Raw genomic sequence first — 23,747 nt, 5'->3', positions numbered from 1 at the left:
CGTAAGCGGCCTTTTTTATTGGCTGTTTAAACAATTGATCACAATTGACCAGAGCAGCAGTTTAAGCAAAATATGGCATACTTAAGCCAAGACTTCAGGAACTATAAATATGAAAAGAACAACAGTAATTTTGGCTATGGCTGCGAGCAGTTTCGTACTGAGTGCATGTCAGACCACACCCCATCAATTCAATGGACAAAGTGGCTATGAAATTCTGGAACGTTCAGGCAATACAGCAACCTTGAGCTACACCCTCTCAGGACGACCAAGCCAGGATGAAAATCGCTTGCAAGCCGCTTGCAGACACGTATTAGGAAATTCCAAAACTTACAACATCCAGATTTTAAGCACCAATGAAATTTCCAATCCAACTGCGGAACAGGAAAACTATGGCCGCCAACTGGGTAATAGCCGCACGCAAATCAGCTTGAGCAATACGCCTGATTTACATAATAGCGAGAACCCGGGTGCACGCGAAGCCTTAGAAGCCCGCCCAACGACCATGCGCGTTATTCGTTATACTTGTTCTTAACATCTAATACTTAGTTACTTAATCAGAGTAAGACAATCAAAAAGGGCTAACTGCCCTTTTTGATTTTTCAACTTTAACGTGTTTTATAGAAACTGACATTACGAAATTCTGGTGATTCATCCAGATCTGGCCATGTTGTCGCACTACGTTCATCCAGTTTTTTATATTGAGGATGACTAAAGTTTTTTACCCGACTGTCTGCAACCCACACCTCAGGTGCAAATTTTAAAAACTCATCCAGGAAGAAACGGTTACATTGATCATAGAGCACATCTGCGGCTAATAGAATATCCACCTGCTCTGCCTTATATAGGTCATCCAGATATTCAAGCTCAACATCATTCAGCTCCGCATTGGCGTGACAGGCATCCAGACTGACTTGATCAATGTCACAGCAAATCACACGTTTTGCACCTGCCATTTTTGCTGCAATGGCAACTACGCCCGATCCAGCCCCAAAATCCAAAACAACTTTATCTTTGACATGATGCGGCTCCGCCAATAGCCACTGCGCCATCGCCAAGCCTGAGGCCCAACAAAAGATCCAGTACGGTGTATCGTTCCAGATGCGACGGATGACTTCATCATCGAGTTTGTCAGTTGGGAATACTGGCGGAATCAGCCACAGGGAAATGGGTGTATCCGGCAATTGCTGTGCATGCAGCTCACAATATGGAATCACATCATGCAAGGCTTTTAGTAGATGTTCTGGGGCTTGAGGGAGTCGGAAGGTGCAGCTCATTAGATTTCTTTTAATTAGTATTAATGTCTTTGAAGAATCTCCCCTAGCCCCTCTTTAAAAAAGAGGGGGAAACTCCATCCAAAAATAGTGATCAGAGTTCCCTCCTTTGAAAAAGGAGGGTTAGGGAGGATTTGATTAACCTAAAGCTTTTTCAGCAGCTTCAACCGTTTGACGGATTAAAGTGGTAATCGTCATTGGACCTACACCACCCGGAACTGGTGTGTAAGCAGAAGCAATTTCTTCAATGCCTACAAGTTGGATATCACCTACACCACCGCCATCACGTGGATGGAAACCAGCATCAACAACCACAGCACCTGGTTTGATCCAGTCTTTTTGAATTAATTCTGCTTTACCTACCGCACCGACAATGATGTCCGCTTGCTTAACAAAGCTTGCAAGATCTTGAGTACGTGAATGGCAAATGGTTACGGTTGCATTCGCTTCTAGCAGCATCGCAGCCATTGGTTTACCCAAAATTGCAGAACGACCTACAACTACCGCATGTTTACCAGCGATTTCAATGTTGTTCTCTTTCAGGATAGTCATAATACCCGCAGGCGTCGCTGAACCATAGGCTGCCTCACCCATTGCCATACGACCATAGCCCAGGCAAGTGACACCATCTACGTCTTTTTCAAGCGAGATTGCATCGAAACAGGCACGCTCATCAATTTGCGCAGGAACCGGGTGCTGAAGCAGAATACCGTGCACATCAGGATTTGCATTTAATTTTTCAATTTCAGCCAATAATTCTTCAGTTGTGGTTTCTTTAGGAAGTTCCACTTTGAGTGAATCCATACCAACACGGCGGCAGGCATTGCCTTTCATGCGAACATAAGTTGCAGATGCACCATCGTCACCTACCAAAATCGTCGCAAGAATTGGAGTACGACCTGATTTTGCTTTCAGCGCTTCTACGCGAGTAAACAAGTCAGCTTCAATTTGCTTCGCCAATGCACGACCGTCTAGAACTAATGCCACGGCACTTCTCCCAAGTGTTGATATGAATCAATTTTGCACATTCTACATGAATAATTTAAATATTTTCCGCCAGATGATGTTTTTATGCGCATACAGATGAATACACTATTGTTTTTTTTTCTGAGCTTGCTAATATACGCATCAACAAGACGCGGCGGGGTGGCAGAGTGGTCATGCAGCGGACTGCAACTCCGTGGACGCCGGTTCGATTCCGACCTCCGCCTCCATCTTGTTAAAGCCCGAGTGGTGAAATCGGTAGACACAGGGGATTTAAAATCCCCCGCCCACAAAGCGTGCCAGTTCGAGTCTGGCCTCGGGCACCATTCTTCTACTATAGAAAGATGGTGCAAATAAAGAACCCAGCGAAAGCTGGTTTTTTTATGCCTGTAATTTAATAAATCAAAAAAATAAGTAAATTAAATTTCCATTTAAAGCATGATCATTAATTAAGCTACCCTGCTCTACGTTCTCAATATCATCCAGCAGAACGTAAATATCCTTGCAAATCCTGTTCCAGTTTCTGCTGAAAATGAATCGGCTCAATAATTTTCACATAGGGCAACCAGTAACGCACCAAAGGCAACAACTGCATTTCGTGACGAATCTGGCAACTGATCACTAACTCTCCAGTCTCGGCTTCCTGCTCGATCTGCTGTTCTGGAAATAAACGGCGCTCTTTAAAAAAGACCGTGACTTCAGGTTGTACCCTGATTAAGACTTGCTGCTTTTGCTGCCCAAACCAGATGCTGTCTTCATCTGCCAGCATTTTCAGTATTTCAGGATCATGCGCAAAGCTCTCCGCCTTAGAAACCAGCTTGAGCTGTTGCACCTGACTTAAGCGATAGGTGCGCAACTTGTCCTGATCTACGCCCACCAGATACCAGATACCATGATGGTGAATCAAGCGATAAGGCTTAATGATTCGCAATTGATCTGAATATTGCAACTCAACCTGCTGACGTTTATAGATTGCGCTTGCAAGCAACTTGAAATGTTCGGCAAACTGTTTGGCATCTTCAAAATAATAGCCTTTTGCCGAAAATACCTGATTTGCCCGCTCATCCAGCAGTTCACGCATAAAAGACATATCCAACGCCGGATACAACTCACTGATCCCCGAAAGCTGGGCAAAAGTCTGGATATCCTGCAATTTAAACCGCCCTAAATAAGAGGGTTCCAGATAATATCGTTTCTGTTCATCTTGAAGTAAGGGTAAGTAAGAGCCTAGACGATCAAAATCACGCTCAATGGTGCGGGTGCTGACCTGAAATTCTGCAGCTAGCTCTGCAGCCCGGAGTTGATATCCGACGTTTAATTTGGTCAAAATTCTGGCTAAACGCTCTGCAAGACGCTCATGTGTTGAAGCTGGGCGCTTCATAAATCCCCACTTAATACATTCTCATGTACTTATTTATCGCTAGATGTTGAATGATTATACTGAATGCCGATCAATGAATAATATTAGGACAAAGTCTAAGATATTTTTTTGCATCAGATCTTGACCCTTTATTCACCCTAAAAATACAAGATCTTATTTGGATTTTCTGGATGCTTTCTTGCTTGAATGACGATTTTGTATTGTTAATCTTTCTATATAACGCTCCAGATGCAGCATCGCCCGATACATTTTATGTAACTCTACCCAGCTGATGGTTCCGCGAATAATCATTTTATGAATACGTCGTAATGCTCTTAAACTATGTTTTGAACTATATGCTGTTGAAATAATTTTCATCTTATTTTCCCTCTCACATTCATGTGAATGTTTAACCATTTGGTCGGAATTATCTATACATGCAATTTACGTGTCATAATTGACAGGTTGTGTCGAACAGTTAACATTTTTTAATTTTTATTCAAGATTTTATATATTTATTTGTAATAATATTTTACTTAAAATTTAAAAAAGCCAGTAAAATTACTGGCTTTTTTTGAATCACTTATCTCGTATTAAATAATTTCAACTACAACTTTACCCACATGCTCTCCAGTATCCATTGTGGCATGGGCATCCTGAATCTGATCGAACTTAAACGTTTTATAGATCATCGGGAGACATTCGCCTTTTGCCCACAATGGTGCAATCTGCTCTTTCAGGCCTTGTGCAATTTCCGCTTTTTCAGCCGTGCTGCGTGCACGCATGGTCGAACCGGTAATGGTCAGACGTTTCATCATGATTTGACCCAGTTTGACTTCTTTGGCCTTGGCACCACCCAAGAAAGCGATATAGACCAGACGTCCATCACGGCGCAACAAATTCAAATTACGATCTAAATATGGTGCACCGACCATATCTAAAATGACATCGACACCACCATTGTCCGTGGCTTCATTAATAACTTGCTCAAAGTCCTGAGTTTTATAATTAATAGCCGTGGTTAAATCAGAAATAGCCACAACTTTTTCATCTGAACCGACAGTTGCAAAGGTTTTGATGCCAAGTGATTTACACAACATTAAAGCAGTCGTACCAATCCCGCTCGTTCCACCATGTACCAGTACAGTTTCCCCTGCTTTAGCCTTACCCATCTGGAACACGTTCGCCCATACAGTAAAGAAAGTTTCAGGAATGGCCGCTGCCTGTACAAAACTTACGCCTTCAGGAATATTCAAGGTCTGGCTTTCAGGTATGACGCAATATTCAGCATAACCGCCACCATTGGTCAAACCACAGACTTGATCACCAACTTTAAACTGACTTACATCACTACCAATCGCAACCACCTCACCTGCCACTTCCAGGCCAGGAACTGGCGTTACCCCTTTCGGCATCGGATATAAGCCTTGACGCTGCAGGATATCTGGACGGTTAATACCAAAGGCATGAACTTTTACCAGAACTTCGTCTGCCTTGGCTTCTGGTATAGCGACCGTTTCAAAGCTAAGTTTATCGACACCACCTGGTTCTGTAATAATGACTTGCTGCATGGTTTGTTGCGACATGATTTCTTTCCCTAATCTATGCATTTCATATATCTTGGACTTATTTGAACATAGTTAGCATGAGGAATGAAGCTACATCGGACTTATGTATAATCGGGGGACTATTCAGGAAATTGATAATAGGCCGACCATGACCCAAGTGATCGAATATAATGAAAACAATTACAGTGATTTTGAGTGGTTTGAAGGTTTTGCTGTGATTCGCTTTTATGCAGACTGGTGCAAGCCTTGTGTTCAGAATTTTCCGGTCTTTGCCGAACTGGCGACATACTATACTGAGGTAAATCCTGAGATTAAATTTGGCAAGATCAATGTGGATCAGTCTCCGATTTTAACCTTGCGCTATAATGCCTATGGTTTGCCTTCTACGCTTATTTTTAGAAATGGAGAAATTATTAAAAGGATTGCAGGCGTGAAAAGTTTAACCGAAATGAAAGCAATTCTGGCCTTAGTCCTCAATGATTCTTATGAATAATTACCCATGTGAAGCCAAATCTAACAAAAATATTTCTTTTAGCTCACTATCTAAATACGGAGCCTTTAATTAACTACGCCCTTTATATTCCTTTACCATTCGATCACTCACATCTTCCGGATAACACAGGGGCGCATATCCGCCTGCACGATTATAAGCACTACGTTTACCACAGCGACTACCATTACTTGCAGTATTGTAAGGACACGGACAATTTCCCGGATAATTCTCAATCGACTGCTGGATTATTTTTTGCTTGATTGCTTCAACGCTTTGGCTGCTCTGTTTGGCTTCAGCTCCAAAAGCCACACACAAGCCAGCCAGCAATATTAATTTTTTCATATATTCCCCAAATCTAGGGAGTATTGTATTAATTGACTAGTAAATTGAAAGATCACATTTTGACTAATCGAATGATTTTCATGCAATCAAAATTTAGGCAATAAAAAACCCGCTTTTCAGCGAGTTTCTTCAAATCAGTCCAGTCTTAAAGACGAACCAATTCCACAATCTTCTCAGCAAGTTCTTCAACTGTATCTACGGTTAAAGTCGTGTCTGTACCTTCAGCAGCATCGGTAATCACAACCACACCAGTTTCACGAACCAGTGCAACCTGCTCCGCATTCAAACCTGCTTTAGCAATAGCAACGATCCCTTGCTGAATCAGCAAGCTTTCTAGCGCCTGAGCATTTTCCAAAGCTTTACCAGATACAGTCACCGCAGCAGGTTTTTGACCCAAACGTGCCGCACGTGCTTCTGCAGTGACAGGCTCATCGTGTGCAGACCATTCAACTGATTCTTCCACCATACCAGCACCAATCGTCACGTTATTCAAACGATCGATGAAGATAAACGAACCGGTGAAACGGCTGTCTTGATAACGGTCAAAGACCACTGGTGCATCAAATTCAACAGTCACATTGGCGATTGCATTTAGCTCAAGTTTATCCACCTGAACTTTTTCCAATGTGTTAACGTTGGTACGGTAATGAATTGCCGTTACTTTTGCCGGAACGGTTTGCGTACCAATCTTGATGTTGTACAGCTTACCCAGTACAAGTGGTTGATCTGCCATCCACACAACAGTCGCTTGAACTGAACGGGAAATATTTGGAACAGCTTGATCCGCACGAATTAACACGTTACCACGTGAAATATCAATTTCATCGTTAAGCGTTAAAGTCACTGCCTGACCTGCAACTGCATGCTCAAGATTGCCATCAAAAGTGACAATTTCTTTGACAGTCGATGATTTACCAGAAGGTAATGCTGTTACGGTATCGCCAACATTGATATCGCCAAGTGCGATCGTACCGCAGAAACCACGGAAGTCAAGGTTTGGACGGTTCACGTATTGCACAGGGAAACGGAAATCCTGCTTCGCTGAACTACGGTTAATTTCCACCGATTCAAGTGTACCCATCAGCGTTTCACCAGTGTACCATGGCGTATTGGCTGACTTGTTCACCACGTTATCGCCATTCAATGCAGAAATAGGCGTAAAGATGATATTGCTTGGTTTACGATCGCCCAATTGTGCAACGAATGCCGCATATTCAGCCTGGATTTCATTGAAACGTGTTTCAGAGAATTCCACCAAGTCCATCTTGTTGATCGCAACAATGATGTTCTTGATCCCGAGCAAACTCGCAATAAAGGTATGACGACGTGTCTGGGTTTGCACGCCATAACGTGCATCAATCAAAATGATTGCAAGGTCACACGTCGATGCACCTGTCGCCATGTTACGAGTGTACTGTTCGTGTCCCGGCGTGTCCGCGATGATGAACTTACGTTTTTCTGTCGAGAAATAACGATAGGCCACATCAATGGTAATGCCTTGCTCACGCTCTGCTTGTAAACCATCGACCAGAAGTGCCAAGTCAGGTGCATCACCTGTCGTACCGACTTTTTTCGAGTCACGGGTCACGGCCTGTAATTGATCTTCATAAATCAATTTTGAATCGTACAGCAGACGACCGATTAACGTCGATTTACCATCGTCCACGTTACCACAAGTCAGGAAACGCAACAGGTCTTTATTTTCATGTTGTTTCAGATAGCTCAAGATATCTTGGCTGATTAAATCAGATTGATGAGACATCGCTCAAAGCTCCACATATTCTTTAGAAATCGGTTAAATCTAAATCCACCTAAGTCCTCCTTTGATAAAGGAGGACTTTCCTCCATTTTATTTTGGGAGTCCCCCGCTTTCATAAGGAGGGGGTTAGGGGGAGATTTATAGATATTAGAAGTAGCCTTCCTGCTTCTTCTTCTCCATCGAGCCTGCTTCATCATGGTCAATCATACGACCTTGACGCTCAGAGCTGGTTGCCAGCAACATTTCCTGAATAATTTCCGGCAAGGTATTGGCGGTAGATTCCACAGCACCTGTTAATGGATAACAACCCAAAGTACGGAAACGTACCGATTTCATTTGTGGAACTTCACCTTCTTTTAAAGGCATACGTTCATCATCAACCATAATAAGTGTGCCACTACGTTCAACCACAGGACGTTCTGCAGCCAAATAAAGTGGTACTAATGGAATACTTTCCAAATAGATGTATTGCCAGATATCCAGCTCAGTCCAGTTAGATAATGGGAATACACGAATACTTTCGCCCTTGTTCACTTTACCGTTGTAAAGATTCCAAAGTTCTGGACGCTGGTTTTTCGGATCCCAACGATGTTTCGAATCACGGAATGAATAAACACGTTCCTTGGCACGTGATTTTTCTTCATCACGGCGCGCGCCACCAAAAGCAGCATCAAAACCGTATTTATCCAGGGCCTGTTTTAAGCCCTGAGTTTTCATGATGTCGGTATATTTAGAACTACCGTGGTCGAACGGGTTAATACCTGCCTCAACCCCTTCTTTATTCTGATGCACGATCAAATCGAAACCATGGGTTTTCGCCATATTGTCCCGGAAAGTGATCATGTCTTTAAACTTCCAGCCTGTATCGACATGTAATAATGGAAATGGAAGTTTTGCTGGGTAGAACGCTTTTAGCGCAAGATGCAGCATGACCGCTGAATCTTTACCAATCGAATACAGCATGACCGGATTTTCAAACTCGGCAGCAACTTCGCGGATGATATGAATACTCTCAGCTTCAAGCTGTTTGAGATGAGTAAGTCTTTCCTCATTTAACGACATGGACAACACCAGCTTAGAAAAACGTGTACTTATGACACTTTTGAAAATTTATATTCATTATAGTGATTTACTTATCCTATCCATTGCTTGTTTTATGATATTGATATATCAAAAGCTCATATAAAAATTCATCAATAATGAATATCAGTTTTTATGAATCAATAATTTGCCCAATTCAAGCGAGGATATTGTGTGGTATAGCTATATATTACCCTGTCGCTAAGCCAATAAAATCCTAGGAAAATAATCTAAAGTAGTGGTTCTCAAATAGTTAAAAAATTACTAGAGTAAGACTCAATTCTCCCTATTGATATACTTCGTTTATGCCCTATAGCGCTTTTGATCTTGCCACTGTAAAAACCCGTCTGGAACAGGCCCAGCTTGCTAGTTATATTTATCAGCACCAGCAAAATATTTTGGTCTTGCAAGAACCTTTCAGTGATGATGGCAAGCCTTTAAATATCTATCTGCAACACGAGCTGACCGCGGATCAAATCGGATTACAGTTTGGTCTACGTTTGCAAGAAGGTCATTGGGAATTTCTAATCGGCGTTACTTATAGCAACCAGAACGCAGCTTACGAAATCGGTGCTGGCAACCTCAAAGGTGATCAAAAAGCCTTTAACTTATTATATGCCTTTTATAATTATCCTAAAGCGTTCTATCTGGTGGCATTACCTTTGACAACCAACAGTCAGATTTTGGAGCAAACCTTGCAACAGCAGCTCTTCAAGCAGCCTAATCTCGACTTCCTGAATACTGCAGTCAAGGTCAATCCTATGGGCGAACAGGTCAAATGGATGCAACACTATATTCTGCAACAGACTTTAGATATGAAAGTCCGGATTCAGACTGCCCTGCTTTAGACTTGAATAGAAAAATTTAGAGATACTCAGGTCGATGTATCTCTATATCTTTCTCAGGCAAGCATACACAGAATGCCATGCTATTCAGAATTCCTATTGCCGCTATGACATCACTTGCTCAAACATCCATTTAACTTATAGTTTATTATTAATTTTAATAGTTTAATAATTATTAAATAATCAATATATTCAATCCTTGTTTATAAGGTTTTTTGTTATTTTTTTACATACAAAATCAACAATTACTGTTATCGTTATATCAATAAAAACTTTCAGATACTTTTCCTAAAAACATAATTATAGAGATAAAAAAATGTGGGAACTGTTTACGCATCCATCCAATATCGTATTTAGTATTAGCCTGAGCCTAATGCTGATGTTTGCAGCACTAGAATGTATTCTATTGCTGCTTGGCGGCGGCTCTCAGCATATCTTTGAACAGTTTTTACCTGAAGATCCCCTGCAACCAGAAATAAGCCCGGATCAGTCTCCGGGTGTTTTCAGCAAAGTATTTGACTGGTTATATCTGGGGCGTCTGCCTTTATTTATCTGGCTAATCATTTTTCTGACCAGTTATGGGTTAAGCGGTTTATTGATTCAGGGCATATTTGAGCGCCTGACCAGCCAGCTGTTTAATGTTTGGCTGATTTCTCCGGCCTGCCTGTTTCTGTGTATGCCTGTGGTGCGCTTTCTTGCCATGGCCGCCAGTAAGCTCCTGCCCCAAGATGAAACTTCCGCGATTTACAGTGATGAACTCATCGGACGTACCGCGACCATTATTCTGGGAGATGCCAAAGTGAATTCTCCCGCACAAGCCAAAGTCCGGGATCAACATGGCCAGACTCATTATGTTCTGGTTGAACCAGAAAACAATCAAATTCTAAATCAAGGTCAGAATGTAGTTCTAACCCACAAAACCAAGAACGGCTTTCAAGCCATTGCACTTTAATTTTATTTAGCTAGCACTCAATTGAGACTTTATAACAATGTTAACATTTGATTTATATAATATTTTAATTATTGCGGGAATTATTTTTGTAGCACTGGTGACCTTCGGTCTCATCATTGCACGTTTATACCGTCGTTCAAGCAAGGAAATTTCCTTTGTACGTACCGGTTGGGGTGGAGAAAAAGTGATTTTAGGTGGAGGCGCAATCGTGCTCCCTGTCTTGCATGAAATCATTCCAGTAAATATGAATACCCTACGTCTTGAAGTCCGCCGTGCTGATGATCAGGCACTGATTACCCGTGACCGTATGCGAGTCGATGTCATGGCCGAATTCTATGTCCGAGTCAAACCTACCGCAGATTCAATTGCCACCGCAGCACAAACCCTTGGTCAAAAAACCATGTCACCGAATGAACTAAAAAATCTGGTGGAAGGTAAGTTCGTTGATTCACTGCGCGCAGTGGCTGCAGAAATGGCCATGGAAGAACTGCATGAAAAACGCGTCGAATTCGTACAAAAAGTACAGCAAGTCGTTTCGGAAGATTTACATAAAAATGGTCTGGAGCTTGAAACGGTTTCCCTAACCGGACTGGATCAGACCGGATTTAAATACTTCAACCCGCAAAATGCATTTGATGCTGAAGGTCTGACCAAGCTCACTGAAACCATTGAAGATCGTCGCCGCAAGCGTAACCACATTGAACAGGATACCGATCTGGCGATCAAAACCAAAAATCTGGAAGCTGAACAGGCGCGCCTGCAAATTATTCGTGAAGAAGAATATGCCAAGCTGCAACAAGAACGTGAAATTGCCATTCGCCGTGCTGAACAGCTGGCTGAAATTGCCGCTCAGGAAGCCGGCAAAAAACGTGAAGCAGAAGAAGCACAAATTGCCGCTGAACGAGAAGTCGAACTCAAGCGTATTTTGGCAGCCCGTGATGTCGAAAATGAAAATATTCAAAAGGCTCAGCTGATTCAAAAAGCACAGGTCGAGCAAAAGAAAACCATTGAACTCGCTGAACAGGACCGCGCCATTGCCATTGCGGAAAAATCACGTGCTGAATCTGAAGCTAAAGCCCAAGCCGATCAGGCGCGTGCACAAGCGGTAAAAGCGGAAGAAGAAGTCATCACCGTACGTCAAATCCAGCAAGCAGAGCGTCAAAAGGCAGTTGAGCTGGTCGCAGCCAAAGAACATGCTGAAAAAGATGCAATTGCCATTACAGTTGCCGCTGAAGCTGGCAAACAAGCGGCAGCAGATGATGCAGAAGCAGTGCGGATTGCGGCTGAGGCGGAAGCAGAAAAAGTCCGCCTTAAAGCCAAGGGCGAAGCGGATGCGAAAATTCTACTGGCTCAGGCAATGGAGAAACAGTATCAGGTGGATGCTGAAGGTACACGTGCGGTCAATGAAGCCAATAACGTCCTGTCACCTGAACAGGTCGAAATGCAGATTCGTCTGGCCATGCTGAAATACTTGCCTGAAATTATCAGAGAAAGTGTCAAGCCAATGGAGAATATTGATGATATCAAGATTCTCCAGGTGAATGGCCTACATGGCGGTCATGCCGGTGCCTGTCAGGCAGATGCCCATCATGAGAATAGTAATGTTGCTCTTTCAGATCAGGTGGTGAATAGCGCCCTGCGTTATCGTAGCCAGGCACCGCTCATTGACAGCCTGATGAGTGAGCTCGGTATTCAGGGTGGAGATATTAATGGGATGACCCAAAGCCTTAAAGCTAAAACTTAAAAATAGACTGAGATATAAAAAAGCTCCCATCTGGGAGCTTTTTTATTAAAGGTCTAATGTGAATATCAAACTAAACCTTTATCTTTTAATACTTGCAGCATGGTTGAACCAAGTTCGGCTGGACTACGTGTATACGCCATACCCGCACGCTCAAAGGCAGCAAACTTTTCTTCTGCTGTGCCCTTACCACCTGAAATAATCGCACCTGCGTGACCCATACGTTTGCCTTTAGGTGCAGTCACACCCGCAATATAACCAACAACTGGCTTAGTCACATTCGATTGAATATATTCCGCAGCTTCTTCTTCCGCAGTACCGCCAATCTCACCAATCATAATGATAGCTTCAGTTTGTGGATCTTCCTGGAACAGTTTCAAGCAGTCAATCTGGTTCATGCCTGGAATTGGGTCTCCACCAATCCCGATACAGGTCGACTGACCCAGACCCAGCTTCGTGGTTTGTGCTACGGCTTCATAAGTCAATGTGCCTGAGCGCGAAATGATCCCGATTTTACCTGGTTGATGGATATGACCCGGCATAATCCCGATCTTACATTCACCCGGCGTAATAATACCCGGACAGTTTGGTCCAATCAGACGTGTGCCATTACCATTGGTTTCCAGATAACGTTTGGCTTTAAGCATGTCGATGGTCGGTACACCTTCAGTAATTACCACAATTAACTCAATGCCAGAATCAACCGCTTCAACAATAGAGTCCAGTACAAAGGGTGCCGGAACATAAATCACTGAAGCATCTGCACCTGTTTCTTTCACTGCTTCACGCATGGTATTAAATACAGGCAATTCTAAATGGGTTTGACCACCTTTACCCGGGGTTACACCACCCACGACTTTAGTGCCGTAGGCTAAAGCCTGTTCAGAATGGAATGTACCGTTTTTGCCTGTAAAGCCCTGTACCAATACTTTAGTGTCTTTATTAACTAATACGCTCATGTTAGATACTCCTTAAGCTTTTACAGCAGCAACGATTTTTTCTGCAGCATCAGCAAGACCATGTGCAGAAATCAATTTTAAACCTGATTCATCCAGTAATTTTGCGCCCAGTTCCGCATTATTGCCTTCGAGGCGAACAACTACGGGAACGGTCACATTTACTTCCTGAACCGCTGCAATAATTGCTTCAGCAATCATGTCACAACGTACAATTCCACCAAAAATATTGATTAATACACCTTGAACAGAATTATCTGCCAAGATAATTTTAAAGGCTTCAATCACGCGCTCTTTGGTTGCACCACCACCAACATCCAGGAAGTTGGCTGGTTGACCGCCATAAAGCTTGATAATATCCATGGTTGCCATGGCAAGACCGGCACCATTGACCATACAACCAATGTTACCCTCTAAAGCCACATAGTTCAGATCAAACTCAGACGCTTTTAACTCACGTTCATTTTCCTGAGACTTATCACGCAGTGCAGCGACTTCAGGCAAACGGTACAGCGCATTTGAATCAATTCCGATTTTGGCATCAACACACAGAATGTCGCCATTTTCACGCACAGACAACGGATTGATTTCGAAAAGTGCAAAATCATTATCTACAAATGCCTGATAAGCAGCCTTCATGACTTTAACAAACTGATTAATTTGTCCATCTTTGAGTTTAAGTGCAAAAGCAACTTCGCGTGCCTGAAATGGCATTAAACCGACTAAAGGATCAACCTCAACTTTAATAATTTTTTCAGGGGTTTCTTCGGCCACTTTCTCAATTTCAACACCGCCTTCAGTCGATGCCATAAAAGTGATGCGGCGAGTCGAGCGATCCACCACAGCGCCCAAGTACAGCTCGCGCTCAACCGGATAAACATCCTCAGAGACTAAAATGCTATTGACCGGCTGACCATTGGCATCAGTCTGGTAAGTCACCAAGCGTGAACCAATAATCTGGTTGGCATATTCAGCAGCCTCGGCAGCCGATTTTACCACTTTTACCCCACCAGCCTTACCCCGGCCACCCGCATGCACCTGTGCTTTCAATACTGCGAACTTTCCACCCAGCTGCTCGAAAGCATGCACCGTTTCATCGGCATTGGTGGCTAGTATTCCTTCCTGTACAGGCATACCATATTTTTTTAATAGCGCTTTTGCTTGATACTCATGTAAATTCATTGAATAACCTTTTATTACTTCTTTGCCTTGTTATAACCCACTAGCACCCAGACGTCCGTCAAAGCAGTACCAGCATTTCTTAAAATCGTTATCTTTATTTTTAGATGATTGTTCCAATAAAAACAACCATGAAATGTAAAAAGAGCGACCTAAGTCGCTCTTTTTTCGAATTACTTACGCTTACGTTGGATCGCGTGAATCGCACGACCATCAACCGCAAGTGCAGCTTCATGTACCACTTCAGAGAAAGTTGGGTGACCAAAAGTCATCAATTGTAGATCTTCTACTGAAGATACGAACTCAAGTGCGATCATACCTTGGTGAACGATATCAGACGCAGCAGGTCCAATCACGTGCATACCGAGTAAACGATCCGTTTTTGCATCAGCAACAAACTTCACGAAACCGGCACCTTCACCCGCAGCTAAAGCACGACCGTTCACAGCAAAACCGAATTGACCCGTTTTAACTTCGTGACCTTTTTCAGTCGCTTGCTGTTCTGTTAAACCTACCCACGCCGCTTCCGGATGTGTGTAAATTACAGAAATAATGGTGTCATAGTTCACTTGTGCAGCATGACCGTGAATACGCTCAACCGCCATTACGCCTTCTTCCATTGCTTTATGCGCAAGCATTGGACCACGTACCAAGTCACCAATTGCGTATACGCCTTCAACTGAAGTTGCACACCAATCGTTGACTTCAACCAAACCGCGTTCAGTCAATTTAATGCCTGAATCATCAGCCAATAAACCTTCAGCATATGCGCGACGACCGACACAAACGATCAATTTATCGAAAGTTTCAGTTTTGTCTTCACCAGCTTGGTTATATTTAACCGTTACTTCACGACCATTGATTTCAGTACCTGCAACTTTTGCACCGATACGGATATCCATACCTTGCTTAGTCAACAGTTTTTGGAAGTCTTTTGCCAATGCTTTATCAGCCATTGGTAAGAATGCATCCATTGCTTCAAATACAACAACTTCAGCACCCAAACGACGCCATACAGAACCAAGCTCAAGACCGATCACGCCCGCACCAATTACACCTAAACGCTTAGGTACTTCTGGGAATTCAAGCGCGCCAGTAGAATCAACAATTAAGTCTTGATCTACAGGAGCCACTGGAATATTTACTGGTACAGAACCCGTCGCAAGAATCACATATTTAGGCTCTAAAACTTGAGTTTCACCTTCGTGAGAAACAAATTCTACTTTTTTACCTGCAAGCAGTTTACCCGTACCTTTTAACCACTCGATGCCATTACCTTTAAGTAACTGATCGATACCGCCAGTCAATTGATCTACAACTTTGTCTTTACGAGCCAGCATTTTAGAAAGATCGAATTTAACTTCACCAGTCGTAATACCATGGTCATCTAGATGTTGAACTGTATCTTCATAACGATGTGAAGAATCAAGTAAAGCTTTAGACGGGATACAACCGACGTTTAAGCAAGTACCACCTAAAGATGGTTTACCTTTATGAATACGTTTTTCGATACACGCAACTTTAAAACCAAGTTGAGCTGCACGAATTGCTGCTTCGTAGCCGCCCGGGCCACCACCAATTACGACTAAATCGAATTGAGACATGTTTATCTCCAACTAATCCCCCTTATTAATCCCCCTTTTCCAAAGGGGGATCTTCCCCTCTTTTTAAAGAGGGGTTAGGGGAGATTTTTAATGAATAAATTACAGATCAAGGATCAGACGCGCTGGCTCTTCTAACAATTCTTTGATTGTTACAAGGAAACCGACTGCTTCTTTACCATCGATTAAACGGTGGTCATAAGACAGTGCAAGGTACATCATTGGCAAGATTTCTACTTGACCATTCACCGCCATCGGACGTTCCTGGATTTTATGCATACCCAGAATCGCAGTTTGTGGTGTATTTAGAATTGGTGTAGAAAGCAATGAACCGAAAGTACCACCATTAGTAATAGTGAATGTACCGCCAGTCATATCTTCGATACCCAGTTTACCGTCACGTGCCTTGCCAGCATATGCACGGATGCCGTTTTCAACTTCAGCATAGTTCATGCGGTCTGTATCACGAAGTACAGGAACCACTAGACCACGCTCAGATGAAACTGCAACACCAATGTCGTAGTAACCGTGATACACGATGTCATCGCCATCAATTGAAGCATTTACCGCTGGATAGCGTTTAAGTGCTTCAGTTGCTGCTTTAACGAAGAATGACATGAAGCCAAGACGCGCACCATGACGCTTCTCGAATGCATCTTTGTATTGAGCACGCATTTCCATGATTGGTTTCATGTTCACTTCGTTGAACGTGGTCAACATTGCAGTTTCTTGAGTCGCTGCAAGTAAACGTTCAGCAACACGCTTACGAAGGCGAGTCATAGGAACACGTTTTTCGATACGCTCGCCCACTGCAACGCTTAATGGTTGCGCTGCAGGTGCTGCCGGTTTCGCTTGATGATTTGCCACATCTTCTTTCGTGATGCGACCGCCACGGCCTGTACCTGCAACGTCAGCAGCTGCAACACCAGATTCAGTCAATGCTTTACGCACTGCTGGAGCCTGATCCTGTACTTGTTGACGTTCAACGATCGGTGCATTACCCGCTTCAGTTTGCGCAGCAGCTTGTTCAACTTTCTCTTCAGACTGAACTGCTTGAGTTTGTGTAGCGCCAGAAACAGCACCTTCTTCAAACTGTGCAATGACTTCAGCTGAAAGAACAGTATCGCCTTCACCTTTAATAATAGATGCAAGTGTACCGTCTGCAGGAGCAACAACTTCTAAAACAACTTTATCAGTCTCAATATCGCAGATCACTTCATCACGTGACACTGCTTCACCTGGTTGTTTGTGCCAAGTTGCGATCGTACCGTCCGCAACTGACTCTGGGAATACCGGTGCTTTAATTTCGGTTGCCATTACTTAGAATCTCCTGGATTATTCAGCGTCGATCGCAAGCGCGTCGTTGATGAGCTGAGCTTGTTGTTTTGCATGCAAATATGGTGAACCACATGCCGGTGCAGCAGAAGCTTCACGGCCTGCATAGCTAATACGTACTTGTTTACCCGCTTTCATCACGTCGTCATATAGACGCGGTGCGATGAACAACCAAGCGCCTTGGTTCTTCGGTTCTTCTTGCGCCCAAACAAGTTCTTTAACGTTTGGATATTGCGCAAGCACTTCTGCCAGGCGTTTTTCTGGGTATGGATATAATTGTTCAATACGTACAATTGCAGTGTTGTTCAATTCTTTTTCACGACGTTTTTCAACTAGGTCGTAATACACCTTACCACCACACAGAACCAGACGGGTTACATCTGACTTGTTGATGTTGTCTACTTCATCAATCACGGTTTGGAATGTACCGTTTGCAAGCTCTTCAAGGCTAGATACAGCAAGCTTGTGACGAAGTAAAGATTTCGGCGAAGTAACAATCAATGGCTTACGGATTGGACGAATCGCTTGACGACGTAATGCGTGGAAAATCTGCGCAGGCGTGGTCGGTGTGATGACTTGCATGTTGTCTTCAGCACATAGCTGCAAGAAACGTTCCAAACGTGCAGATGAATGCTCTGGACCTTGACCTTCAAAACCGTGTGGAAGAAGCATGGTTAAGCCACATACACGCTCCCATTTGGTTTCACCAGATGAGATGAACTGGTCAATTACAACCTGTGCACAGTTTGCAAAGTCACCGAATTGCGCTTCCCAGATGATCAAACTCTTAGGAAGAGTCGTCGCATAACCATATTCAAATGCCAATACAGCCATTTCTGACAACAAAGAGTCATAGATTGCAGTACGCGGCTGGTTTTCTTTCAGGTTACACAGTGGAAGATAAGTTGAACCATCTACCTGATTATGCAGTTTTGCATGACGGTGTGAGAAAGTACCACGACCTACATCTTCACCTGTTAAACGAAGCAAGTAACCATCATCTAGTACAGTTGCATACGCTAGAGTTTCAGCAGCACCCCAGTTCAGTGGCATTTCGCCCGTTTGCATTTTCAGACGATCATCGATCACTTTAGCAACTTGACGCTGCATCACGAAGCCTTCAGGAAGCTCACGCATTTTCTTGCCAAGCTCTTTCAGACGTTCGATTGGGAAAGTTGTATCCCACTCGTCTGTGTACTCATGACCTAAGTAAGGCGTCCAGTCCACAAACATTTTTTTGTTTGGTTCAAGTACCAGTGCATTGGCAACGTGATTACCCGCTTCCAGGTCTGCACGGTAATTTTCAACCATTTGATCTGCACTTGCGCGATCAAGAACACCCTGTTGTACCAGCTGATCAGCATAAAGCGTACGCGTAGTCGCTTTCTTGTTAATCACTTGATACATCATTGGTTGAGTTGCAGCTGGCTCATCCGCTTCGTTATGACCACGACGACGGTAGCAGAACATGTCAATCACAACATCTTTACGGAACGTATGACGGAAGTCATGTGCCAGTTGTGAAATGAACACCACAGCTTCAGGATCATCACCATTGACATGGAAGATCGGTGCCTGAATCATTTTTGCGATGTCAGTACAGTATTCTGTAGAACGCGCGTCACGTGGATCAGACGTCGTGAAACCAACCTGGTTGTTAATCACAATGTGCACTGTACCACCCACGGTATAACCGCGAGTTTGTGACATCTGGAAAGTTTCCTGGTTGACGCCCTGACCTGCAAATGCAGCATCACCATGTACGATTAGTGGCAATACGTCATCGCCGCCAATGTCTTTACGACGTACTTGACGTGCACGTACTGAACCTTCAACCACAGGGCCAACGATTTCAAGGTGTGACGGGTTAAACGCCAATGCCAAGTGAACTTCGCCACCTGGAGTCATCACGTTTGAAGAGAAGCCTTGGTGATACTTAACGTCACCAGAACCTTTCTTGTGAATAGATTTACCTTCGAACTCACCAAACAGGTCAGCCGGGTTCTTACCCATGATGTTAACAAGAAGGTTTAAACGGCCGCGGTGAGGCATACCGATCACAACTTCTTTACAGCCTACAGAACCTGCACGCTGAATAATTTCGTTGACCATCGGGATGAATGCTTCACCACCTTCAACGCCGAAACGTTTGGCACCAACGAATTTATTACCAAGATATTTTTCTAGGCCTTCAGCCGCAGTTAAACGCTCAAGGACATGTTTCTTTTGATCAGCATTGAAGCCATATTGACCGCGTGCACTTTCTAGACGTTGTTGAATCCAACGTTTTTCTTTGGTGTCCACGATGTGCATGTATTCAGCACCGATTGAACCACAGTAAGTGGCTTCCATTGACTGAACCATTTCAACCAAAGTCGCTTCTTCTTTACCGATCGCCAGGTTACCAGTATTGAATACTGTGTCTAAGTCAGACTGAGTCAAACCATGCGCAGCAAGATCTAGATCAGGCACAACTTCACGCTTCGCCAAACCTAATGGATCCAGTTTTGCTTTCTGGTGGCCACGGTTACGGTACGCAGCAATCAGCTGTAGCACGCCAATTTGACGACGTTCATGCTCTGAGCTGACTGTCGACTGAACAATAGGCTGAATACGGCTTGAATTGCGACCTAAAAGTAGGAATTGCTCACGTACATTACTGTGTGGTTGATCACCTTTTGGGAATTTATCGAAGTACGCTCTCCAGTCAGCACCCACTGAGTCTGGAGCAGTCAGATACTGCTCATAAAGTTCTTCAATATACGCTGCACTATCAGCGGAAAGTTCAGTGTCAAGACGCAGAGCGTCAGCAACTTCTTGCATTTGTGGACCCATTTCCTATTGCAAAAACATTTTCAGGATGCTTTTTAAGCAAAACCCAGGATTATTAGCATCAAATTGGTAATATGATACTAGTCCCCCATAAGGCATAAGCCATGAGGCGTTATCACCACACCAAGAAAATCTTGATATGTTTAATGAACAATAACGCCCCTCAGCGGCATCATCACTCATTGAATACCCGATCGAAACCGGGCAATTTTTTGCAAATCGACTTAGAAAAAAGCAAGAATTAACAAAGATTTTTTCTAAAGCGACTCGGGTCTACCTTTTATATACCAGTCCCTGATTATGCAGTGTTTAAAAAATGTACCTGGCGTGGCATTTTTTAAACATAGTCATGGGCTAAATGCTAACATGTTCTCAACTTTTCAATTGATTTTTTTGACACATACCTTCCATAAATTGGCTAAATACAGTTCAGATATTTTACTCTAATATATGGTGCTTTATCTCAAAAATAGATTCAATGTAGACTTAAGTCCTAAGCATTTCCGATAAATAAAAAGAGAGCAAACCTTTCAATCCACTCCCTCCTTAAATTTCCGTTATATAATAACATCGTTCTTGCTATTTTTCAGGTCAGTTTTACATCTAAAAATCATAAATACCCAAAATAATCACATGTTCTTCTTATATGGCGCTCAAAGCCATTACCCTTTTCCTGACTGTTTCACTCAACTTTATACATTTTAAGTATAGTATCTTTGTTTTTATCTTATGATTTTTTAATTTTTCCAATAATTTGCATAAAAAAAGCACACCTGAAGGTGTGCTTTTTTCTAAACTGCGAAGAGCAGCCTATTAGCCTGCCATATCTAAAAGCATATTACGGATGTGACCGATTGCTTTAGTTGGGTTCAAGCCTTTAGGACATACAGATACACAGTTCATGATGCCTTTACAACGGAACAATGAGAACGGGTCGTCTAGACGAGCCAAACGCTCTTGTGTTCCCGTATCACGCGAGTCAATGATGAAGCGGTAAGCGTTCAACAATGCTGAAGGACCCAAGAACTTGTCCGGGTTCCACCAGAATGACGGGCATGAAGTTGAACAGCATGCACATAGAATACATTCATACAGACCATCAAGATGCTCACGCTCTTCAGGAGACTGTAAACGTTCCTTAGGAGGCGCAGGTTGGTTGTTGATCAAGAATGGATGGATCTTGTTGTACTGATCATAGAACTGGTTCATGTCAACCACCAAGTCTTTCACTACAGGAAGACCAGGCAATGGACGAACAGTAATTTCATTTGGTAAATCGTTCAGGTTCCAAAGACACGCCAAACCGTTTTTACCATTGATATTCACGCCATCAGAACCACAAATACCTTCACGGCACGAACGACGGAACGTTAAAGTCTCGTCCTGTACTTTCAACGCAAGAAGTGCGTCAAGCAACATACGGTGCTTGTCAGTCAGCTCAAGTTTGAAAGTTTGCATGTACGGTGCTTTATCCTTGTCAGGATCGTAGCGGTAGATATGAAATGTACGAGTACCTCTACTCATCTGAATTCTCCTGATTAGAATGTACGTGGTTTAGGTGGAATCGCGTCAACCGACAATGGACGGTAACGAACTGGCTTGTACTCTAGACGGTTGTCCGCAGAGAACCATAAAGTGTGCTTCATCCACTCATCATCACGACGACCATATGGGTATTCAGCATGGTCTGGAGACTCTTCAAAGTCTACAACCGTATGTGCACCACGGCATTCTTTACGAGCAGCAGCTGAAATAAGCGTTGCTTTCGCAACTTCATACAAGTTTTCAACTTCAAGTGCTTCAATACGTGCAGTGTTGAATACTTTAGATTTGTCTTTCAAGTGAATGTTGCGTACGCGCGGTTCAATTGCAAGAATCTGTTTCACACCTTCGTCTAGAAGCGCAGATGTACGGAATACACCAGCGTGGTCTTGAACGATGTCACGGATTGCATCAGCAACGTCTTGAGCATTCTCACCTGTAGTCGATTCGTCAAGTTTACGAATACGTTCAACAGTTTCTTGAAGCACAGTTGTTGGAAGTGGCTCATATTCGCCATCGTGCTGTTTAGTCACATATTCAATGATATGTTGACCAGCAGCCTTACCAAATACAACCAAGTCAAGCAATGAGTTCGTACCTAGACGGTTCGCACCGTGTACAGATACACATGAACATTCACCGATTGCATAGAAGCCTTTTACTGGCTTAGCAAAGTCACGACCTTCGGCATTTGTAGAGTAAACGTCGGTGTCTTTATTGTAGTTAGCAACAAGCGCTTCAGTTTCACGAGACTCAGGAACAACCACTTGACCATGAATATTCGTTGGAATACCACCCATTTGGTAATGAATTGTTGGTACTACAGGAATTGGCTCTTTAGTGATGTCAACGTTCGCGAATTTCTTACCAATCTCGAATACAGATGGAAGACGTTTCATGATCGTGTCAGCACCCAAGTGCGTCATATCAAGCAGGATGTAATCGCCTTTAGGACCACAACCACGACCTTCTTTGATCTCTTGGTCCATAGAACGTGATACGAAGTCACGTGGCGCCAAGTCTTTCAAAGTTGGTGCATAACGTTCCATGAACGGTTCGCCGTCTTTGTTACGAAGGATTGCACCTTCACCACGACAACCTTCAGTCAACAATACGCCTGCGCCCGCAACACCCGTTGGGTGGAATTGCCAGAATTCCATATCTTGTAATGGAATACCTGCACGAGCAGCCATACCAAGACCGTCACCAGTGTTGATATAAGCATTTGTAGATGCACGGTACACACGACCAGCACCACCAGTAGCGAACAAAGTCGCTTTTGCTTGGAATACTGCAATTTTACCAGTTTCCTGATCAATTGCTGTAACACCAAGAACGTCGCCTTTTTCGTTACGGATCAGGTCAAGCGCAATCCATTCAACGAAGAATTGAGTGCCCATTTTCACGTTGCTTTGATAAAGCGTGTGAAGAAGTGCGTGACCGGTACGATCGGCAGCAGCGCATGCACGTGGCACAGCTTTTTCACCGTAGTTTGCTGAGTGACCACCGAATGGACGCTGGTAAATTGTACCGTCAGCATTACGGTCAAATGGCATACCTAGATGTTCAAGTTCATAAACCACTTGAGGCGCTTCACGAGTCATGAACTCGATTGCGTCTTGGTCACCTAACCAGTCCGAACCTTTTACAGTGTCGTAGAAGTGGTAGTGCCAGTTATCTTCTTGCATGTTACCAAGAGATGCACCAATACCACCCTGCGCTGCAACAGTGTGCGAACGAGTTGGGAATACTTTAGTAAGAACCGCAACTTTCAAACCAGCTTGAGCAAGTTGGTAAGACGCACGCATACCTGAACCACCACCACCAACGATGACAGCATCGAAAGTTTCATGCGGAATATTTGTGTAATCTTCTTTAGGGTTTATAGCGCCCATGATTGTTTCCTA

The 23,747-nt window shown here is 43.4% G+C and carries 20 protein-coding genes and 2 tRNA genes; 7 read left to right on the top strand and 15 right to left on the bottom strand.

The window, feature by feature from the left end:
* Positions 1 to 109: 109 nt before the first annotated feature.
* Positions 110 to 532 (top strand): hypothetical protein, encoded by a 423-nt coding sequence (locus ACP7BU_RS08505; RefSeq protein WP_004646311.1) that lies wholly within the window; start codon positions 110 to 112, stop codon positions 530 to 532.
* Positions 533 to 605: 73 nt separating this feature from the next.
* Here the strand turns inward: ACP7BU_RS08505 and ACP7BU_RS08500 are convergent, their stop codons facing one another.
* Positions 606 to 1,274 (bottom strand): class I SAM-dependent methyltransferase, encoded by a 669-nt coding sequence (locus ACP7BU_RS08500; RefSeq protein WP_425879731.1) that lies wholly within the window; start codon positions 1,272 to 1,274, stop codon positions 606 to 608.
* A 135-nt stretch (positions 1,275 to 1,409) separates the two neighbouring features.
* Positions 1,410 to 2,258 carry a bifunctional methylenetetrahydrofolate dehydrogenase/methenyltetrahydrofolate cyclohydrolase FolD gene (gene folD / locus ACP7BU_RS08495; RefSeq protein WP_253143894.1) on the bottom strand — a complete coding sequence of 283 codons (849 nt, stop codon included), beginning with the start codon at positions 2,256 to 2,258 and terminating at the stop codon, positions 1,410 to 1,412.
* Between the two features lie 153 nt (positions 2,259 to 2,411).
* Here folD and ACP7BU_RS08490 point away from each other — a divergent pair.
* Positions 2,412 to 2,485 (top strand) — tRNA-Cys (locus ACP7BU_RS08490).
* 10 nt (positions 2,486 to 2,495) lie between these two features.
* Positions 2,496 to 2,581: transfer RNA gene (locus ACP7BU_RS08485), tRNA-Leu, on the top strand.
* A gap of 152 nt (positions 2,582 to 2,733) precedes the next feature.
* Here the strand turns inward: ACP7BU_RS08485 and ACP7BU_RS08480 are convergent.
* From ACP7BU_RS08480 to ACP7BU_RS08470, 3 genes are all read right to left on the bottom strand, one after another.
* A complete protein-coding gene (locus tag ACP7BU_RS08480) occupies positions 2,734 to 3,636 on the bottom strand; it encodes a helix-turn-helix transcriptional regulator (protein WP_071850596.1) in 903 nt (300 codons plus the stop codon).
* 153 nt (positions 3,637 to 3,789) lie between these two features.
* Positions 3,790 to 3,993 carry a hypothetical protein gene (locus tag ACP7BU_RS08475; protein WP_004646307.1) on the bottom strand — a complete coding sequence of 68 codons (204 nt, stop codon included), beginning with the start codon at positions 3,991 to 3,993 and terminating at the stop codon, positions 3,790 to 3,792.
* 215 nt (positions 3,994 to 4,208) lie between these two features.
* Positions 4,209 to 5,201 (bottom strand): NAD(P)H-quinone oxidoreductase, encoded by a 993-nt coding sequence (locus tag ACP7BU_RS08470; RefSeq protein ID WP_425879728.1) that lies wholly within the window; start codon positions 5,199 to 5,201, stop codon positions 4,209 to 4,211.
* 130 nt (positions 5,202 to 5,331) lie between these two features.
* Here ACP7BU_RS08470 and ACP7BU_RS08465 point away from each other — a divergent pair, with 130 nt between their 5' ends.
* The gene (locus ACP7BU_RS08465) at positions 5,332 to 5,676 is read left to right on the top strand and encodes a thioredoxin family protein (RefSeq protein ID WP_071850594.1); all 345 of its coding nucleotides are present in this window, start codon (positions 5,332 to 5,334) and stop codon (positions 5,674 to 5,676) included.
* 69 nt (positions 5,677 to 5,745) lie between these two features.
* Here the strand turns inward: ACP7BU_RS08465 and ACP7BU_RS08460 are convergent, their stop codons facing one another.
* The 3 genes from ACP7BU_RS08460 to cysD all read right to left on the bottom strand — a co-directional run bounded on the left by ACP7BU_RS08460 (position 5,746) and on the right by cysD (position 8,839).
* Positions 5,746 to 6,018, bottom strand: coding sequence for a hypothetical protein (locus tag ACP7BU_RS08460; protein ID WP_004279462.1), 273 nt, complete (start codon positions 6,016 to 6,018; stop codon positions 5,746 to 5,748).
* Positions 6,019 to 6,163: 145 nt separating this feature from the next.
* The gene (gene cysN / locus ACP7BU_RS08455; protein ID WP_425879726.1) at positions 6,164 to 7,780 is read right to left on the bottom strand and encodes a sulfate adenylyltransferase subunit CysN; all 1,617 of its coding nucleotides are present in this window, start codon (positions 7,778 to 7,780) and stop codon (positions 6,164 to 6,166) included.
* Between the two features lie 144 nt (positions 7,781 to 7,924).
* Positions 7,925 to 8,839 carry a sulfate adenylyltransferase subunit CysD gene (gene cysD / locus ACP7BU_RS08450; protein ID WP_004730252.1) on the bottom strand — a complete coding sequence of 305 codons (915 nt, stop codon included), beginning with the start codon at positions 8,837 to 8,839 and terminating at the stop codon, positions 7,925 to 7,927.
* Positions 8,840 to 9,162: 323 nt separating this feature from the next.
* Here cysD and ACP7BU_RS08445 point away from each other — a divergent pair, with 323 nt between their 5' ends.
* The 3 genes from ACP7BU_RS08445 (at position 9,163) to ACP7BU_RS08435 (ending at position 12,398) form a co-directional block, all read left to right on the top strand.
* Positions 9,163 to 9,705: a hypothetical protein gene (locus tag ACP7BU_RS08445; protein ID WP_071850591.1), complete on the top strand. Its 543-nt coding sequence runs from the start codon at positions 9,163 to 9,165 to the stop codon at positions 9,703 to 9,705.
* A gap of 313 nt (positions 9,706 to 10,018) precedes the next feature.
* Entirely contained in the window at positions 10,019 to 10,654 is a 636-nt protein-coding gene (locus ACP7BU_RS08440; RefSeq protein WP_004730256.1) for a YqiJ family protein, read from the top strand.
* A 37-nt stretch (positions 10,655 to 10,691) separates the two neighbouring features.
* Positions 10,692 to 12,398 carry a flotillin family protein gene (locus ACP7BU_RS08435; protein WP_425879723.1) on the top strand — a complete coding sequence of 569 codons (1,707 nt, stop codon included), beginning with the start codon at positions 10,692 to 10,694 and terminating at the stop codon, positions 12,396 to 12,398.
* A 65-nt stretch (positions 12,399 to 12,463) separates the two neighbouring features.
* On the opposite strand, the gene sucD is transcribed toward ACP7BU_RS08435, so the two are convergent.
* From sucD to ACP7BU_RS08400, 7 genes are all read right to left on the bottom strand, one after another.
* A complete protein-coding gene (sucD, locus tag ACP7BU_RS08430; RefSeq protein WP_004646291.1) occupies positions 12,464 to 13,354 on the bottom strand; it encodes a succinate--CoA ligase subunit alpha in 891 nt (296 codons plus the stop codon).
* Between the two features lie 12 nt (positions 13,355 to 13,366).
* Entirely contained in the window at positions 13,367 to 14,533 is a 1,167-nt protein-coding gene (sucC, locus tag ACP7BU_RS08425; RefSeq protein ID WP_425879721.1) for an ADP-forming succinate--CoA ligase subunit beta, read from the bottom strand.
* A 170-nt stretch (positions 14,534 to 14,703) separates the two neighbouring features.
* The gene (gene lpdA / locus ACP7BU_RS08420) at positions 14,704 to 16,134 is read right to left on the bottom strand and encodes a dihydrolipoyl dehydrogenase (RefSeq protein ID WP_004279436.1); all 1,431 of its coding nucleotides are present in this window, start codon (positions 16,132 to 16,134) and stop codon (positions 14,704 to 14,706) included.
* Between the two features lie 99 nt (positions 16,135 to 16,233).
* Complete coding sequence (gene odhB / locus ACP7BU_RS08415; protein ID WP_004279435.1) at positions 16,234 to 17,448, bottom strand: 2-oxoglutarate dehydrogenase complex dihydrolipoyllysine-residue succinyltransferase; 1,215 nt, start codon at positions 17,446 to 17,448, stop codon at positions 16,234 to 16,236.
* A gap of 18 nt (positions 17,449 to 17,466) precedes the next feature.
* Positions 17,467 to 20,289 (bottom strand): 2-oxoglutarate dehydrogenase E1 component, encoded by a 2,823-nt coding sequence (locus ACP7BU_RS08410; RefSeq protein ID WP_425879719.1) that lies wholly within the window; start codon positions 20,287 to 20,289, stop codon positions 17,467 to 17,469.
* 822 nt (positions 20,290 to 21,111) lie between these two features.
* Complete coding sequence (locus ACP7BU_RS08405) at positions 21,112 to 21,822, bottom strand: succinate dehydrogenase iron-sulfur subunit (RefSeq protein WP_004279433.1); 711 nt, start codon at positions 21,820 to 21,822, stop codon at positions 21,112 to 21,114.
* A gap of 14 nt (positions 21,823 to 21,836) precedes the next feature.
* Positions 21,837 to 23,735, bottom strand: a complete 1,899-nt coding sequence (locus ACP7BU_RS08400; RefSeq protein ID WP_004646289.1) for an FAD-binding protein — start codon at positions 23,733 to 23,735, stop codon at positions 21,837 to 21,839.
* Positions 23,736 to 23,747: the final 12 nt, after the last annotated feature.

The organism is Acinetobacter sp. 40AMC3-4, from assembly GCF_049898185.1.
GTDB lineage: Bacteria > Pseudomonadota > Gammaproteobacteria > Pseudomonadales > Moraxellaceae > Acinetobacter.
Note: the sequence above shows the minus strand (reverse complement) of the source record. Positions and strands in the feature narration are given on the sequence as shown.